This window comes from Klebsiella sp. WOUb02 (assembly GCF_050058015.1).
Lineage (GTDB): Bacteria > Pseudomonadota > Gammaproteobacteria > Enterobacterales > Enterobacteriaceae > Klebsiella.
In genome coordinates this window covers 2,095,865-2,111,838 of sequence record NZ_CP170110.1, presented here as the reverse complement: position 1 = coordinate 2,111,838, position 15,974 = coordinate 2,095,865, and the positions used below count along the sequence as shown (strand labels likewise).

Genomic DNA, 15,974 nt, shown 5'->3' with positions numbered 1-15,974 from the left:
GCTTCACCATATCCGAGCGTTGACAACGTATTAACCCTGATATTGCTCCCGGGAAAAGGTGCTATTTAGCGCCGATTCATCAAGTCCCGGCATCGGGTTGGTATCCAGACCTGCCCGCCTGGCAGCAATGATAAAATACCCTGCCTGTAATGAAGCGTTTCTCAGCGCTGAATCCCAGCGGGCTTTTGGATCGTCTCCGTACCACGAACGCGCATCCGCATACGGAAATTTATTATATTGCCGCAATGTGATTTTATTTATTAACACTTCTCCATCCAGCCTCCATGTAACCTCCACATAAAAGAGAAAAAGAGTCGATAGCATTTAAATGTCAGATATGAGAGCGATGTTAAGGCCAGATAGCGCTGTGGACAATTTCTCTGGCATATCCGTTTTACCGTAATGTCTTTTCTGACAGTTAATGGCGACTTTAAATTTAATTATATTTTGGGAGGCTTTGATGGAGAAAAAATATTTTACTGCGGTAATTTTAGCGGGCCTGGTGGCGTCGACGCCTTTAATCGCCGCGCAGAAGAGGCCCGTATCGGGAAGCGTTATCTGTCCCTTTTAACGTACGAAAATCACCGACAGGAAGATAGCCATGAATATTATAAAGTATGCAGCTCTATCCTTTTTGGGTTTGTTCTATATATTTTCCGCGCATGCTGCCGGACAGCATGTCCATTCTCAGCCTGATGCACAGCTATCCAGCGCATCCGCATCCCAAATGGCCAATGAAGCTAAGCCTAAATTAACGCTCTTTGAGCCAGAAAAAGATGTTCTGAAAGATGGATATGTCTTTTTGCCTTTTCAGGTTGATAATATGAAAATTCTTCCGCTGTATACGGAAATACACGGTAAAGAGGCAACAACTCTCAGGCCAATGATTGGTCATCTGCACGTGATGGTTGATGGCAACGGGTGGAACTGGATACATGCAATAACCGACCCTATTTATTTTGGCCCGTTGAAGCACGGCGAGCATCAGGTAAAAATCGAGCTTGTCGATGCCGCCCATAGCGTTATTGAGGTTCAGACTATTAAGGTTGTAGTGCCCTGATTAAAGCCGGTAAATAAAAGACCAGCCGCCAGGCTGGCCTTTTATTTTGGTCATCGCGCACGGTAAATCTGACGTTACTCCTGAGATCATACTCTGCCATTTTGCCTGCAGAGATGCCGCGCGCGTGCCGGCGCCTTGTCCCAATCGAAGGTTCTTCTCTGCCATTTTTCCCCCGCAGGCTTTTATTATATGTGTACTGAGCGATACATAATTTGTTGACAGGCTGTTTGTGGATCATTAATGTACCGATCGTTACATATATGGCGACTGTCCGGCAACGGCAGCCTTGCCAGCCCTTCCTTTGATGAGAAAGAACACCATGACGACTTCGTTTTCAACGGCCGCTGCCAGGGATGAGCGTTTGCCTCTGGCTGCGCTCCTGGCGCTGGCCATGACCGGATTTATTTGCATTATTACCGAAACCTTACCGGCCGGTTTGCTACCGCAGATGGCCGCGGGGCTCGGCATTTCCACCGCTCTGGCGGGGCAAACCGTCACGGTCTACGCGCTGGGTTCACTGCTGGCCGTTATCCCGTTAACCATCGCCACGCAAGGTTGGCGCAGGCGTAGCGTGCTGCTACTGGCCATTATCGGCTTCCTTGTTTTTAATTCGGTCACGGCGCTCTCAACAAACTACTGGCTGACGCTTGTCGCCCGCTTCTTCGCGGGCGTTGCCGCGGGGCTGGCGTGGAGCCTGCTGGCCGGCTACGCCCGCCGCATGGTGCCGATCCATCAGCAGGGCAGGGCGCTGGCGGTGGCGATGGTCGGCACGCCAGTCGCGCTCTCCCTCGGCGTGCCTTTGGGAACATGGCTTGGTACGGCAATCGGCTGGCGCAGCGCATTCGGGATCATGTCTGCGCTGACCCTGGTGTTAATCGTATGGGTGCTTGCCCGGGTACCGGACTATCCGGGGCAGGCCGGCCACGAGCGTTTGTCTTTACGTCAGGTGTTCATGACGCCCGGAGTGCGGCCGGTGCTCGGCGTGGTGGTGGCCTGGATGCTGGCGCACAACATTCTCTACACCTACATTTCGCCGTTTGTTGCGCAGGCGGGGCTGGCTGAGCACGTGGACGTGGTGTTGCTGATATTCGGCGTGGCCGCGCTCGTTGCTATCGGCATCACCGGTCGCCTTGTTGATAACCACCTGCGCGGCACGGTGCTGGGTAGCCTCGCGCTCTTCGCCATTGTCTCTCTGCTGTTCATCTGGCTGGCATGCGTACCGGCTTTCATCTACATCGGTGTGGCCGTTTGGGGGCTCACGTTCGGTGGTGCGGCAACTCTGCTGCAAACCGCACTGGCGGATGCCGCCGGCGAGGGTGCCGATGTGGCGCTGTCGATGAACGTTGTGGTCTGGAACGGCGCTATTGCGGGCGGTGGGCTTGTCGGCGGCATTTTGCTCAATACGTGGGGGGCCGCGTCCTTCCCGATTACGCTGGCGCTGGTGCTGATTGTCGGATTCCTGATTGCCCTGTCGGCGCGTACGCACGGCTTCAGGGCCGGGGCTCGCCATACGCACGTTTAGCAGGGACTGTTTAATTATTTGCATCTCACCGGAGAAATACATCGTGTTCAGAAAGTTACTTTCGATCCTTATCCTCTCATCAGCGGCGCTGTTTGCGGTTTCGACATTCGCCGCCGATGAGTTCCTCGGCGCCCGCTAGCTGAATGTTTAAGGTTGTCATCCGGCGGGGGGACTCCGGGCTGCCCCGTCGGCATAGCCGTGCTATGCACTTCAAATGAAGCATCACAGAACCGCCAAACTGTATATGAACCCGTCGTTATTCAGCGACGGGAAGCGGACGTTACGGGCAAGCGGTTCGGAAATAACGAGATATCCTGACCCATCCGCCAGCGTAAAAAAACGCCGGTTTACTCTTTGCGATTGATAAGGCTCAACCCGCAGGTCTGCAGATAAATTCCCCACGACATTGTCCGTATAATCGGCTATCTTGTTTAGCATATAAAACACTGATGCCGTTCCTGTGCCGCGTGAAGGCATTTTAACGGTCTTTAAGTTAAGCCAGTAAAACGAGATTGCAAGATGAGCGTAATGTTTGACCCTGAAACGGCGATTTATCCTTTTCCGCCCAAGCCGATGCCGCTAAGCCGCGATGAAAAGCACTTTTATCGTGAAAAGATCAAGCGTCTGCTGCGCGAACGCGATGCGGTCATGGTTGCCCACTACTATACCGATCCCGAAATTCAGCAGCTGGCGGAAGAGACCGGCGGCTGCATCGCAGACTCTCTTGAAATGGCACGCTTTGGCGCCCGCCATCCGGCATCCACGCTGCTGGTCGCCGGCGTGCGTTTCATGGGCGAAACGGCAAAAATCCTCAGTCCGGAAAAAACCATCCTGATGCCGACGCTCCACGCCGAATGTTCCCTCGATCTCGGCTGTCCCATTGATGAGTTCAATCAATTTTGCGATGCGCATCCTGACCGTACCGTGGTGGTCTACGCCAATACCTCCGCGGCGGTTAAAGCCCGCGCTGACTGGGTGGTGACCTCCAGCATTGCGGTTGAACTGATTGAGCATCTTGATAGCCAGGGCGAAAAAATCATCTGGGCGCCGGACCGCCATCTGGGCCACTACGTGCAGAAACAGACGGGCGCAGACGTCCTGTGCTGGCAGGGCGCCTGTATTGTTCACGATGAGTTTAAAACCCAGTCGCTGACCCGAATGAAGGCGCTCTACCCCGACGCCGCGGTGCTGGTTCATCCGGAATCACCGCAGTCGATTGTGGATATGGCCGATGCCGTCGGCTCTACCAGCCAGCTCATCAATGCGGCGAGAACGCTGCCCCAGCGCCAGCTGATCGTCGCCACCGACCGCGGCATCTTCTATAAAATGCAGCAGGCGGTGCCGGAGAAAGAGTTGCTGGAAGCGCCGACGGCCGGTGAAGGCGCTACCTGTCGCAGCTGCGCCCACTGCCCGTGGATGGCGATGAACGGCCTGAAGGCGATTGCCGAAGGTCTGGAGCACGGCGGGGCGGCGCATGAGATTCAGGTTGACGCGCAGATGCGCGCCGGCGCATTAATTCCGCTTAACAGAATGCTGGATTTTGCGGCTACACTACGGGGATAAAAAACAACGCGTGCAATACGCTCTGGGGAAAAGATGGATTTTTTAAGTACGCAGAATATTTTGGTACACATACCCATTGGCGCCGGGGGATACGATCTCTCCTGGATTGAGGCCGTCGGGACGATTGCCGGGCTGCTATGCATCTGGCTGGCGAGCCTGGAAAAGATCGGCAACTATGCCTTCGGGCTGATTAACGTCACCCTGTTCGCCATTATTTTCTTTCAGATCCAGCTCTATGCCAGCCTGCTGCTGCAGGTGTTTTTCTTCGTGGCTAACGTCTACGGCTGGTACGCCTGGTCGCGGCAGACCAGCAGCCACGAGGCTGCGCTGCAGATCCGCTGGCTGCCGCTGCCAAAAGCGCTGGGCTGGCTGGCGGCGTGCGTGGTGGCGATTGCCCTGATGACGGTATTTATCGATCCGGTGTTCGCCTTCCTGACGCGGGTGGCGGTGACGCTGATGCAGGGGATGGGGCTACAGGTGACCATGCCGGCGCTGCAGCCGGACGCCTTCCCGTTCTGGGACTCCTGCATGATGGTGCTGTCGATCGCCGCCATGATCCTGATGACCCGCAAATACGTTGAGAACTGGCTGCTGTGGGTGATCATTAACGTTATCAGCGTGGTCATTTTTGCGCGGCAGGGCGTCTACGCGATGTCGTTGGAGTACCTGCTGCTGACCTTTATCGCCGTCAACGGCAGCCGGATGTGGATCAACAGCGCCCGTGAGCGGGGTTCTCACGCGTTTTCTCGCTAGTGATGATGCTGATGGGCGTGCCCGGAGTGGGTCATGTTAAGACGGCACTCCGGGCCGCTGCAGGGCTGATATTCCATCTGTACGGTCGCGTGCTCAACGTCGTACTTGTGGTGCAAAAATGCCTGGATACGATTCAGCAGGGCGTCGTGATCGTGCGGCGGGACGACCTGTACGTGCAGCGTCATCACCGTTTTTTCCCCAACCAGCCAGACGTGGACATGGTGCACGTCGCGGACTTCGGCCACCGAGCGGCGTAGATCACGCTTCAGGCCGTCAACATCCAGCGAACGCGGCGCCCCCTCCAGCAGCTCGTTCAGGCTCTCCTGCAGCAGGCGCCAGGCGCTGCGCAGCACCAGGCAGGAAACCAGCACCGACAAAATCGGGTCAATCGGCGTCCAGCCGGTGGTTAAAATCACCATCGCAGCGATAATCGCCCCCACCGAACCGAGTAAATCCCCCAGCACGTGCAGCGCCGCGGCGCGAACGTTAAGGTTGCGCTCCTCGCCGCCGCGGTGAAGGATCCAGAAGGCCAGAATATTGGCCAGCAGCCCGGCGACGGCGATCGCCATCATCGCCGCCCCGGCGACGGGCTGCGGATGATTAAAACGCTGAATCGCTTCCCATACGATAAGAATGGTAATCACCACCAGCGCGATGGCGTTGACGAAGGCGGCGAGGGTGGTCAGACGCAGCCAGCCGAAGGTATGGCGGGCGTTGGGTGGTCGGCTGGCGAAACGAACGGCCAGCAGGGCGAAGAGCAGGGCGGCGGAGTCGGTAAGCATATGGCCGGCATCGGCGAGCAGCGCCAGAGAGCCTGAGAGCGCGCCGCCCACGGCTTCAACCACCATAAAGCCGGCGGTGACGATAAAGGCCAACAGCAGGCGGCGAGCGTTATTATCCTGCGGCCGCTGAGGCGGAGTATGCGAGTGCGCCATGGTGTCATCCCCTGATTATTCTCATTATTACTGTATGACATCATACCGATTTTCGGTGAATAAAATAAAAAAGGAGAGCCGCGGCTCCCCCTGGTTTTCAGACGCGGAGACTACTGCGTTGTCCCGTCCGTTTTGCTTCCGCTATCGCTCGGGGTGCTTTCCGGGCAGCGGCCGTCCTTGCACATCGCGTTTTTATGCGCTTCGTCGCTGGTCATCCCGTCATGGCTCATGGTCGAACCGTCGGAGTTAAGCATCTTGTCGCCAGAGTTGATCTTATCGTTATCAACCTTGTTTGGCGCGATGTTGGTCCGGGCATCAGGCGCCACCTGCCCGGCATCGGCGGAGGCGTTAGCCTGTCCGTTGTTGGACTGGGCGCCGGTATCTGCCGCCAGCGCGGCGGCGCTGGCCAGGCCAAGGGTGACGGCTAAAAAGAGTGGGGTGAGGATGGTCGTTTTCATAGGATGCTTCTGTTATGGTCGATATGTCGGATAACCTCTTCCAACGGTGCATGTGCCAGAGCCCGCTCGCGCTCCGCGCTCTATGATTAAAAGCTTCACATCAATAAGTTACATCAGCATGGAATACTGATTAGCGGCGTGAAGATTGGTCTTAACAGTTAAAAATTGTAGCTCATGGCCTGTTTTTCGCTTCTTTATTGCGTATTTTAGCCTATTTTCAGGATTAATCTGTTGTCACTGTAAAATCACGTTTACACTTTTTGAGCGAAGAGATAGATTGGAGGGATTGCATTTACATAGATAAGATGGCAGGGCTGGAAAGAAAATGAATTATCAGAACGACGATTTACGCATTAAAGAGATCAACGAATTACTTCCTCCCGTTGCGCTCCTCGAAAAGTTCCCCGCGACCGAAAATGCTGCTAACACCGTGGCGCACGCTCGTAAAGCGATCCACCAGATCCTCAAGGGCAACGACGATCGCCTGCTGGTTGTGATTGGGCCCTGCTCAATTCACGATACGGCGGCGGCGAAAGAGTACGCTGAGCGCCTGCTGATGCTGCGAGAAGAGCTGAAAGGCGAGCTGGAAGTGGTAATGCGCGTCTATTTTGAGAAACCGCGTACCACCGTCGGCTGGAAGGGGCTGATCAACGATCCGCATATGGATAATAGCTTCCGGATCAACGACGGCCTGCGCATTGCGCGTAAGCTGCTGCTGGAGATTAACGACAGCGGGCTGCCGGCGGCGGGCGAATTCCTTGATATGATCACCCCCCAGTACGTGGCTGACCTGATGAGCTGGGGCGCTATCGGCGCGCGCACCACCGAATCTCAGGTTCACCGCGAGCTCTCCTCAGGCCTCTCCTGCCCGGTTGGCTTTAAAAACGGCACCGACGGAACGATTAAAGTCGCGATTGATGCGATTAACGCCGCCGGCGCGCCGCACTGCTTCCTGTCGGTGACCAAGTGGGGCCATTCGGCGATTGTGAACACCAGCGGCAACAGCGACTGCCATATCATCCTCCGTGGGGGCAAAGAGCCGAACTACAGCGCGAAGCACGTTGCTGAAGTGAAGGTTGGGCTGGCGAAAGCGGGTCTGCCGGCGCAGATCATGATTGATTTCAGCCATGCCAACTCCAGCAAGCAATTCAAAAGACAAATGGACGTGGGCAGCGACGTTTGCCAACAGATTGCCGGCGGCGAGCAGGCGATCATGGGCGTGATGATTGAAAGCCATCTGGTGGAAGGCAACCAGAGCCTGGAGAGCGGAGAGCCGCTGACCTATGGTAAGAGCGTGACCGATGCCTGCATTGGCTGGGAAGACACGGATACCATCCTGCGCCAGCTGGCGGATGCGGTGAAAGCCCGCCGCGGGTAGCGCTGTTTATTGCCCGAGCGTACGCCGCTGACGGCGGAATTAAGGACAAAAAAAAGCGTGGAGCAATCCACGCTTTTTTATACCGGCGAAAATTACTTCGCTTTACCCTGGTTCGCTACCGCCGCCGCTTTGGCCGCGATTTCATCAGCGTTGCCCAGATAGTAATGTTTGATTGGCTTAAAGTTTTCGTCGAACTCATAAACCAGCGGTACGCCGGTCGGGATATTCAGTTCGAGGATCTCTTCTTCACCCATATTGTCGAGGTACTTCACCAGCGCGCGCAGGGAGTTACCGTGAGCGGCAATAATGACGCGCTCACCGCTTTTCAGACGCGGCAGAATGGTTTCGTTCCAGTAAGGCACCACGCGCTCGATGGTCAGCGCCAGGCTTTCAGTGACCGGCAGCTCGGCATCGGTCAGTTTCGCGTAGCGCGGATCGTGGCCCGGGAAGCGTTCGTCGTCTTTGGTCAGCTCCGGCGGCGTGATGGCAAAACCGCGGCGCCACTGCTTAACCTGCTCGTCACCGTATTTTTCAGCGGTTTCGGCTTTGTTCAGACCCTGTAGAGCGCCGTAGTGGCGTTCGTTCAGTTTCCAGGATTTCTCAACCGGCAGCCAGGCTTGATCCAGTTCGTCCAGCACGTTCCACAGGGTATGGATGGCACGTTTCAGCACAGAGGTATAAGCAAAATCGAAGCTGAAGCCTTCCTCTTTCAGCAGTTTACCTGCCGCTTTTGCTTCACCCACGCCTTTCTCGGACAGATCGACATCGTACCAACCGGTGAAACGGTTTTCGTTGTTCCATTGGCTTTCGCCGTGACGGACCAGTACCAGCTTAGTTACAGCCATTCTCTCACTCCTCAATACAACACGCCGTCCTTCGCGCTGTGGCTCAGCGGCCGTCTGCGTTTACCCGGTGAACAACGTTCGCGGGAGTCGCTCTGCGACCGAATCGATACAACCCGAATGCTGCGGTGTATGCGTTTATTGATTGATAACTATTCTCATTATATTGCCGTGATTTACCTCACGGCAACGCTTATCCCTAACCATAGCGAAAATAGTGGCTCAGTGTAAGGTGCTTGTAAATCCGCGGTTATATTTTTGTCGGCAGGTGGCGTAATTTACGCCAAAGTGGCGAAAAAAAGCCCTCCATCGGGAGGGCGGGGGCATTATCTGGCGATGAACTGGTACTCCGTCAGGCTGACGTACTCCTCGCCCGGGCGTAATACGCAATCCGGCTGCGGCCAGTGCGGATGGTTTGGCGAGTCGGGCAGGAATTCGCTCTCCAGCGCCAGGCCCTGCCAGGCGGCGTAGTCCTGTTCCGTGCGCGACGGCGTGCCGTCGAGGTAGTTGCCGGAATAGAACTGCAGCGCCGGGGCGGAGGTATACACCGTCATCTGCAGCTTTTCATCCTGCGACCAGAGGTGGGCCGCCGGCTGACCGGCATCGCCCTGCGCCTGCAGCAGGAACGCATGATCGTAGCCTTTCACCTTGCGCTGATCGTCATCGCTGAGGAAGCGCTCCGCCAGCACCCGAGGCTTGCGGAAGTCAAAGCTGGTTGCGGCGACGTCGCGCAGATCGCCGCCCGGTATTCCGTCGCTCTCAACCGGCAGATAGCGGTCGGCGAAGAGCTGCAGCCGATGCTGGCGGACGTCGGTCTGCTGGCCATCAAGGTTGAAGTAGACGTGGTTGGTCAGATTTACCGGGCAGGGCCGATCGACGGTGGCGCGATATTCAATGGCAATACGGTTATCGTCGGTCAGGCGATAGTGCGCCGTAGCCCGTAGATTTCCGGGGAAGCCCTGGTCGCCGTCGGCGGAAGAGAGGGAAAACAGCGCCTGGCGTTCGTCGGCGCTGACTATCTGCCAGCGGCGCTTATCAAACCCGTCCGGTCCGCCGTGCAGCTGGTGGCCGGCGTCAGTGGAGGGCGCCACGTTGACGATATGGCCGTCAAGCATAAACCGGCTGTTGGCGATGCGGTTGGCGTAGCGGCCGACCGAGGCGCCGAAATAGGCCGCCTGGCGGGTATATTGTTCCGGCGAAGCGCAGCCGAGCAGGGCTTCGCGGACGCTGCCGTCAGCCAGAGTGACCCGGGCGGAGAGCAGCGTTGCGCCCCAGTCCATCAGCGTCACCACCATCCCGGCGTCGTTGCGCAGGGTAATGATCTGCCACGGCTGGCCATCAGGCGCGCGTTCTGTCGTTTGATTTAGCACTGGCCGGCTCCCTGGGAAGGTTTGCAAACGTAGAAGGTCTCTTTGATTCCGGTTTTCGCTTCATACTGCGCGGCAACGGCCTGCTGAACCGGCGTCACCAGCTCTTCCGGCACCAGCGCGACGACGCAGCCGCCAAAGCCGCCGCCGGTCATGCGCACGCCGCCTTTGTCGCCGATGGTAGCTTTGACGATCTCAACCAGAGCGTCAATTTGCGGAACGGTGATTTCAAAATCATCGCGCATTGAGGCGTGGGATTCGGCCATCAGCTCGCCCATCCGCTTCAGGTCGCCTTTCTCCAGCGCGGTTGCTGCTTCGACGGTGCGGGCGTTTTCGGTCAGCACGTGGCGAACGCGCTGCGCAACGATCGGATCCAGCTCGGCGGCCACGGCGTTGAATTCGGCAAGGGTAACGTCACGCAGCGCCGGCTGCTGGAAGAAGCGCGCGCCGGTTTCGCACTGTTCGCGGCGGGTATTGTATTCGCTGCCGACCAGGGTGCGTTTAAAGTTACTGTTGATGATTACTACCGCCACGCCTTTCGGCACCGAGACGGCCCTGGTGCCCAGCGTGCGGCAGTCAATCAGCAGGGCGTGATCCTTTTTGCCCAGCGCGGAGATCAGCTGGTCCATAATGCCGCAGTTGCAGCCGACGAACTGGTTTTCCGCCTCCTGACCGTTCAGCGCGATTTGCGCGCCGTCCAGCGGCAGATGGTAGAGCTGCTGGAATACGGTTCCAACGGCAACCTCCAGCGAAGCCGAGGAGCTTAAGCCGGCGCCCTGGGGAACGTCGCCGCTAATAACCAAATCCGCGCCGCCGAAATGGCTGTTGCGCTTCTGCAGATGCTTCACCACCCCGCGCACGTAGTTGGACCACTGCTGGCTATCGTGGCTGACAATTTTCTCATCCAGCGAGAACTCGTCGGACTGGTTTTCATAATCCGCGGCAATTACGCGTACCCTGCGGTCCGTGCGCGGCGCGCAGCTGATGACCGTTTGATAATCAATCGCGCAGGGCAGCACGAAACCGTCGTTATAGTCGGTATGTTCGCCGATCAAATTAACGCGGCCCGGAGCCTGAATGGTGTGGCTGGCAGGGTAGCCAAATTTCTCAGCAAACAGGGCTTGGGTTTTCTCTTTCAGACTCATTGTTATTCTCCGGATTCGCGAAAATGAACGTCGCTGACCGCGCGCAGACGCTCGGCGGCCTGCTCGGCCGTCAGGTCACGCTGGGTTTCGGCCAGCATTTCGTAGCCGACCATAAATTTGCGTACCGTAGCGGAACGCAGCAGCGGCGGATAAAAGTGGGCGTGTAGCTGCCAGTGATTATTCTCTTCACCATTAAACGGCGCGCCGTGCCAGCCCATCGAGTAGGGGAACGAGCACTGGAACAGGTTGTCGTAGCGGCTGGTCAGCTTTTTCAGCGCCAGCGCAAGGTCGCTGCGCTGTGCGGCGGTTAAATCGGTCAGGCGCAGGATGTGCGCTTTCGGCAGCAGCAGGGTCTCAAACGGCCAGGCCGCCCAGTAGGGAACGACCGCCAGCCAGTGTTCAGTTTCGACCACCGTGCGGCTGCCGTCGGCGAGCTCGCGCCGGGCGTAATCCACCAGCATCGGCGAACCCTGGTCGGCGTAGTACGCCTTCTGCAGGCGATCTTCGCGTTCGGCTTCGTTCGGCAGGAAGCTGTTGGCCCAGACCTGGCCGTGCGGGTGCGGGTTGGAGCAGCCCATCGCGGCGCCTTTATTCTCAAACACCTGCACCCACGGATAGCGCTGGCCGAGGTCGGCCGTCTGTTCCTGCCACGCTTTAACCACGCCGTCCAGGGCTTCAACGCTCAGCTCAGGCAGCGTTTTGCTGTGGTCTGGCGAGAAGCAGATGACCCGGCTGGTCCCGCGCGCGCTTTGACAGCGCATCAGGGGATCGTTGCTTTCCGGCGCGTCCGGAGTATCGGTCATCAAGGCCGCAAAGTCGTTCGTAAACACGTACGTGCCGGTGTAGTTCGGGTTGGTATCGCCGGTGACGCGGGTGTTACCCGGGCACAGGAAACAGTCCGGATCGTGCGCCGGCAGGGTCAGCTTTGCCGGCGTCTCCTGCGCCCCTTGCCAGGGGCGCTTCGCGCGATGCGGGGAAACCAAAATCCACTGCCCGGTTAACGGGTTATAGCGACGGTGCGGATGGTCGACGGGGTTAAATACGCTCATGACGGTTCCTTAGTCTGGGTAACCCTGCGGATGACGGGACTGCCAGTGCCAGGTGTCCTGCGCCATCTCATCAAGGTTGCGCGTGACGCGCCAGTTCAGTTCACGGTCGGCCTTTTCGGCGTCAGCCCAGTAGGCCGGGAGATCGCCTTCACGGCGCGGCGCGAAGTGGTAGTTAATCGGTTTGCCGCAGGCTTTGCTGAAGGCGTTAATGACGTCAAGGACGCTGCTGCCAACGCCTGCGCCAAGGTTATAGACGTGCACGCCCGACTTGCTGGCCAGTTTTTCCATCGCCGCAACGTGACCGTCCGCGAGATCCATGACGTGGATATAGTCGCGCACGCCGGTGCCGTCTTCGGTCGGGTAGTCGTTACCGAATACCGCCAGCGATTCGCGACGACCCACCGCCACCTGCGCAATGTACGGCATCAGGTTGTTAGGGATGCCCTGCGGGTCTTCGCCCATATCGCCGGACTGGTGAGCGCCAACCGGATTGAAGTAGCGCAGCAGCGCAATGCTCCACTCGGGCTGGGCTTTCTGCAGGTCGGTAAGAATTTGCTCGACCATCAGTTTGCTTTTGCCGTACGGGCTTTGCGGAGTGCCGGTCGGGAAGCTTTCAACGTAAGGGATCTTTGGCTGGTCGCCGTAGACGGTAGCGGAGGAGCTGAAAATAAAGTTTTTGACGCCGGCGGCGCGCATGGCGGAAACTAATTTTAATGTGCCGGTCACATTATTGTCGTAGTATTCCAGCGGTTTGGCGACGGATTCGCCGACGGCCTTCAATCCGGCAAAGTGGATCACCGCCTCAATGGCGTGATCGTGCAGGATCTCGGTCATCAACGCTTCATTGCGGATATCGCCTTCGACAAAGGTCGCTTTTTTCCCGCCAAGGCGCTCAATCACCGGCAGCACGCTGCGCTTACTGTTGCAGAGGTTGTCGAGAATAATCACCTCGTGTCCCTGCAGCAGCAGACTGTACGCAGGTATGACTTCCAATGTAACCGCTACCACCTGTAACCAATACTTTCATGACTCGCTCCAATAGGCTTATCGTATGTGAAGACGATAGCATATCAAAGAACGAAAAAGTGTGACACAGACCAAATTGGTGGTATCGGTTACACTAAAATACACAAACGCGATGGTTAAATAAATACTGTGTTAAAACATGTTGTTAATGGCTATTTGTCAACCTTATCTGAAAAAATACAGGGATCCGCAGACCCCTGGATTGGCTTATTTTGCCAGCGGACCGATCCGATAAGTGTAACCGTCTCCACTCGGAATAAATTCCAGGCGGTGGGTAATGCAGTCCGGGGCATCCTCGGCGTGGTGGGAAACAAACAGCAGTCTGGGTGGCCCCTTCGCTAATCAGCACGTCAACAAAGCGGCGCACCAGCTGGCGGTTGAGAGGGTCGAGCCCCTGCAGCGGCTCGTCGAGGATCAGCAGCGTCGGGTGTTTTACCAGCGCGCGGACAATCAGCGCCAGACGCTGCTGGCCCCACGACAGGCTGTGGAACGGGGCGTCGGCGGTGCGGCCGTCGATACCCAGAATATCCAGCCAGGTCTGTACCAGCTTACGCTGCTTATCGGAAACGGCCTGATAGATGCCGATCGAGTCGAAATAGCCCGACAGAATAACGTTGCGCACGGTGGTGCTGACGCGGTACTCCAGGTGCAGGCTGCTGCTGACGTAGCCGATATGCTTTTTGATATCCCAGATGGTTTCGCCGCTGCCGCGACGGCGGCCAAAGAGGGTCAGATCGTTGCTGTATCCCTGGGGATGATCGCCGGTTATCAGGCTGAGGAGTGTCGATTTCCCGGCGCCGTTGGGCCCGACTATCTGCCAGTGCTCGCCGGGGTTGACCTGCCAGCTAAGGTGATTGAGGATTGGCCGGTCGTTGTATGACACCACTCCGTCGTTGAGGATAATGTGCGGCGTATCGGCGACCAGAGAGTGGCGGGCGGCGGGCGCATCCGGCTCCGGCAGTGCGATCCCGTCAAGCCGCTCGCTGTGGGCCAGCTGGGCGATTAGCGCCTGCTGCAGTAGCGCCTGTGTCTCCCCGATTTCGCTTAACGTACAGTCCGCCAGCACGCCGGCAAACTGGACGAAGGCGGGGATCTCGTCGAACCGGTTGAGCACCAGCACGAGGGTGATGCCTTCCCCGTTAAGAGCGGCCAGCAGTTCGGCCAGCTGGTGGCGGGAGGCCACGTCAAGGCCGTCGAAAGGCTCATCAAGGATCAGTAAATCCGGTTTGGCCATCAGCGCCTGGCACAGCAGCGTTTTGCGCGTCTCGCCGGTGGAGAGATATTTAAAACGGCGCTGCAGCAGGCCGGAAATGCCAAACAGTTCGGCAAGATGCGCGCAGCGGGCGGCATCTTTGTACTCCTCCTGGATTATCTCATGGGTAAAGCGGCCGGTATCCTCTTCGCCCGGACTGAGTAGATCGGTGTTGTTGCGCTGCCACTCGTCGCTGACCAGCTTCTGTAGCTGTTCAAAGGAGAGGCGGGTGATGCGGGTAAAATCGCTTTCACGCTCGCCGGAGAGCAGGGTGAGTTCGCCGGATAGCGCGCGGGCCAGCGCGGATTTACCGCTGCCGTTGCTACCGACGAATGCCCAGCTTTCGCCGGCGCTAACGGTGAGGCGTTCAATATTTAACGTTTTTGTGTCGCTCAGGCGGAACGTGCCTTGCGATGTTTGCAATGATGACATTGTGTATCCCACTTTTTGCAGCAAAGTGCTTCAGGGATACGTCTTCAGGCGGATAATGTCAATCCCGTCAGCACAAGGTGGCAAGAATGATGCGATCGGCATTAAAATAGGCGAGCGCCTCGGCGCCTTCAGCCAGCCCATCCGTCTGCTCGCGCGGCAGGGTCGCGCACAGGGTCTGACCGTCCGGCAGCGTCATCAGCACTTCGCACTGCTCCGGCCCGTATTCGATATGGCCGATCCGTCCCGCCAGCTGATTGTCCGCTTCGGCGGCCACCGCCGGGTCCAGGGTCATACCGACCCACGGCGCTTTGAGTAAAACCAGCACTTCCTGGCCCTCATCAAGGCCGAGTCGTTCGGCGCTTTGGGCAGTGATCGCGACTTTAAAACGGGTCTGAGCGTCGGCCAGCAAAACCTCAACGTGCTGCTGCACCTGCTGATGGTCGCGGCCGGTGATGGTGCCAAACCACTGGTTGCGGGCGCTGGTCTGCAGGGAGAAGCGGGAGATGGCGGCGAGCAGGCTGTCGAGGGGCAGCGCGTCGTCGTCGCTAAGGACGTCAAAAGCCTTCTGTTGAATCTGCGCCAGCAGATCGTAAAGCTGAATCAGCCGCTGGCCGTAGCGGGTCAGCACCGCGCCGCCGCCGCCTTTACCGCCGGTGGCGCGGTCAACCAGCGCCTGTTCGCTAAGCTGATTCATTTCGTTAATGGCATCCCACGCGCTTTTATAGCTGATGCCGGCATTTTTCGCGCCCTGGCTAATTGAACCCGTCTGGTCAATCTGTTTCAGCAGGGAGATGCGGCGAGGGTCGGCGAACAGGCGCTGCTGTAATTTCAGGGTAAGGAGAATTTCGGCCTGCATAATAATATCCTGGCAAAAAAGGGTATTGTGACCGATAGCGAGCATCTTGCAAGATAGATCTATGACCCTGCCCGGCGAGGTATCGCACAAATGGGGCGTGTTTTTCTTGCTGAAACGGTTACAATTAACCATTCGTACTTTCTGGAGCCCACTATGTTAGAGCTATTGAAAAGCCTGGTTTTTGCCGTGGTCATGGTCCCGGTGGTGATGGCCATCATCCTTGGTCTGATTTACGGTTTGGGCGAAGTGTTCAACATCTTCTCCGGCGTCGGTCATAAAGATCGCGGCCAGCAAAAAAACTGATTACCTGACGCCCGGTTTCTCCGGGCGTTTTTT

At 57.5% G+C, this 15,974-nt stretch carries 14 protein-coding genes and 2 pseudogenes; 6 read left to right on the top strand and 10 right to left on the bottom strand.

From position 1 onward, the window contains the following. Positions 1 to 30: 30 nt before the first annotated feature. On the bottom strand, positions 31 to 267 hold the full coding sequence (locus tag ABOC21_RS17115; protein WP_426815411.1) for a hypothetical protein: 237 nt from the start codon (positions 265 to 267) through the stop codon (positions 31 to 33). Positions 268 to 601: 334 nt separating this feature from the next. Here ABOC21_RS17115 and ABOC21_RS17110 point away from each other — a divergent pair, with 334 nt between their 5' ends. The 4 genes from ABOC21_RS17110 (at position 602) to pnuC (ending at position 4,898) form a co-directional block, all read left to right on the top strand. Next, the gene (locus tag ABOC21_RS17110; protein WP_426815410.1) at positions 602 to 1,060 is read left to right on the top strand and encodes a DUF6130 family protein; all 459 of its coding nucleotides are present in this window, start codon (positions 602 to 604) and stop codon (positions 1,058 to 1,060) included. Between the two features lie 319 nt (positions 1,061 to 1,379). Next, positions 1,380 to 2,582, top strand: a complete 1,203-nt coding sequence (locus tag ABOC21_RS17105; protein ID WP_426815409.1) for an MFS transporter — start codon at positions 1,380 to 1,382, stop codon at positions 2,580 to 2,582. Between the two features lie 519 nt (positions 2,583 to 3,101). Then, complete coding sequence (nadA, locus tag ABOC21_RS17100) at positions 3,102 to 4,145, top strand: quinolinate synthase NadA (protein ID WP_426815408.1); 1,044 nt, start codon at positions 3,102 to 3,104, stop codon at positions 4,143 to 4,145. A 33-nt stretch (positions 4,146 to 4,178) separates the two neighbouring features. Continuing rightward, positions 4,179 to 4,898, top strand: coding sequence for a nicotinamide riboside transporter PnuC (gene pnuC / locus ABOC21_RS17095; protein WP_426815407.1), 720 nt, complete (start codon positions 4,179 to 4,181; stop codon positions 4,896 to 4,898). Here the strand turns inward: pnuC and zitB are convergent. Next, complete coding sequence (gene zitB / locus ABOC21_RS17090) at positions 4,895 to 5,833, bottom strand: CDF family zinc transporter ZitB (RefSeq protein WP_426815406.1); 939 nt, start codon at positions 5,831 to 5,833, stop codon at positions 4,895 to 4,897. The two genes, pnuC and zitB, sit on opposite strands and share 4 nt — an antisense overlap. A gap of 110 nt (positions 5,834 to 5,943) precedes the next feature. Further along, positions 5,944 to 6,291 (bottom strand): protein YbgS, encoded by a 348-nt coding sequence (locus tag ABOC21_RS17085; protein WP_426815405.1) that lies wholly within the window; start codon positions 6,289 to 6,291, stop codon positions 5,944 to 5,946. Positions 6,292 to 6,616: 325 nt separating this feature from the next. On the opposite strand from ABOC21_RS17085, the gene aroG reads away from it, so the two are divergent. Beyond that, positions 6,617 to 7,669, top strand: a complete 1,053-nt coding sequence (gene aroG / locus ABOC21_RS17080; RefSeq protein ID WP_426815404.1) for a 3-deoxy-7-phosphoheptulonate synthase AroG — start codon at positions 6,617 to 6,619, stop codon at positions 7,667 to 7,669. A 92-nt stretch (positions 7,670 to 7,761) separates the two neighbouring features. Here aroG and gpmA read toward each other — a convergent pair whose 3' ends face one another. The 7 genes and pseudogenes from gpmA to modE form a co-directional block, all read right to left on the bottom strand. Continuing rightward, complete coding sequence (gene gpmA / locus ABOC21_RS17075) at positions 7,762 to 8,514, bottom strand: 2,3-diphosphoglycerate-dependent phosphoglycerate mutase (protein WP_041144652.1); 753 nt, start codon at positions 8,512 to 8,514, stop codon at positions 7,762 to 7,764. A 323-nt stretch (positions 8,515 to 8,837) separates the two neighbouring features. Further along, a complete protein-coding gene (gene galM / locus ABOC21_RS17070; RefSeq protein ID WP_426815403.1) occupies positions 8,838 to 9,881 on the bottom strand; it encodes a galactose-1-epimerase in 1,044 nt (347 codons plus the stop codon). Further along, positions 9,875 to 11,023 carry a galactokinase gene (galK, locus tag ABOC21_RS17065; protein ID WP_426815402.1) on the bottom strand — a complete coding sequence of 383 codons (1,149 nt, stop codon included), beginning with the start codon at positions 11,021 to 11,023 and terminating at the stop codon, positions 9,875 to 9,877. Before galK ends, galM begins: the two co-directional genes overlap by 7 nt. Before the next feature lie 2 nt (positions 11,024 to 11,025). Continuing rightward, positions 11,026 to 12,072, bottom strand: coding sequence for a galactose-1-phosphate uridylyltransferase (gene galT, locus ABOC21_RS17060; protein WP_426815401.1), 1,047 nt, complete (start codon positions 12,070 to 12,072; stop codon positions 11,026 to 11,028). A 9-nt stretch (positions 12,073 to 12,081) separates the two neighbouring features. Further along, positions 12,082 to 13,099: pseudogene (gene galE / locus ABOC21_RS17055) on the bottom strand (UDP-glucose 4-epimerase GalE). A 206-nt stretch (positions 13,100 to 13,305) separates the two neighbouring features. Then, positions 13,306 to 14,782: pseudogene (gene modF / locus ABOC21_RS17050) on the bottom strand (molybdate ABC transporter ATP-binding protein ModF). Between the two features lie 67 nt (positions 14,783 to 14,849). Next, a complete protein-coding gene (gene modE, locus ABOC21_RS17045) occupies positions 14,850 to 15,638 on the bottom strand; it encodes a molybdenum-dependent transcriptional regulator (protein WP_426815400.1) in 789 nt (262 codons plus the stop codon). A gap of 153 nt (positions 15,639 to 15,791) precedes the next feature. Here modE and ABOC21_RS17040 point away from each other — a divergent pair, with 153 nt between their 5' ends. Beyond that, entirely contained in the window at positions 15,792 to 15,941 is a 150-nt protein-coding gene (locus ABOC21_RS17040; protein ID WP_041144659.1) for an AcrZ family multidrug efflux pump-associated protein, read from the top strand. Positions 15,942 to 15,974 lie beyond the last annotated feature (33 nt).

Excerpts from the sequence above, each read along its gene's own strand:
- ABOC21_RS17110 (WP_426815410.1), top strand. The coding sequence starts at position 602 with ATGAATATTATAAAGTATGCAGCTCTATCCTTTTTGGGTTTGTTCTAT.
- ABOC21_RS17105 (WP_426815409.1), top strand. The coding sequence starts at position 1,380 with ATGACGACTTCGTTTTCAACGGCCGCTGCCAGGGATGAGCGTTTGCCT.
- nadA (WP_426815408.1), top strand. The coding sequence starts at position 3,102 with ATGAGCGTAATGTTTGACCCTGAAACGGCGATTTATCCTTTTCCGCCC.
- pnuC (WP_426815407.1), top strand. The coding sequence starts at position 4,179 with ATGGATTTTTTAAGTACGCAGAATATTTTGGTACACATACCCATTGGC.
- zitB (WP_426815406.1), bottom strand. The coding sequence starts at position 5,833 with ATGGCGCACTCGCATACTCCGCCTCAGCGGCCGCAGGATAATAACGCT.
- ABOC21_RS17085 (WP_426815405.1), bottom strand. The coding sequence starts at position 6,291 with ATGAAAACGACCATCCTCACCCCACTCTTTTTAGCCGTCACCCTTGGC.
- aroG (WP_426815404.1), top strand. The coding sequence starts at position 6,617 with ATGAATTATCAGAACGACGATTTACGCATTAAAGAGATCAACGAATTA.
- gpmA (WP_041144652.1), bottom strand. The coding sequence starts at position 8,514 with ATGGCTGTAACTAAGCTGGTACTGGTCCGTCACGGCGAAAGCCAATGG.
- galK (WP_426815402.1), bottom strand. The coding sequence starts at position 11,023 with ATGAGTCTGAAAGAGAAAACCCAAGCCCTGTTTGCTGAGAAATTTGGC.
- galT (WP_426815401.1), bottom strand. The coding sequence starts at position 12,072 with ATGAGCGTATTTAACCCCGTCGACCATCCGCACCGTCGCTATAACCCG.
- modE (WP_426815400.1), bottom strand. The coding sequence starts at position 15,638 with ATGCAGGCCGAAATTCTCCTTACCCTGAAATTACAGCAGCGCCTGTTC.
- ABOC21_RS17040 (WP_041144659.1), top strand. The coding sequence starts at position 15,792 with ATGTTAGAGCTATTGAAAAGCCTGGTTTTTGCCGTGGTCATGGTCCCG.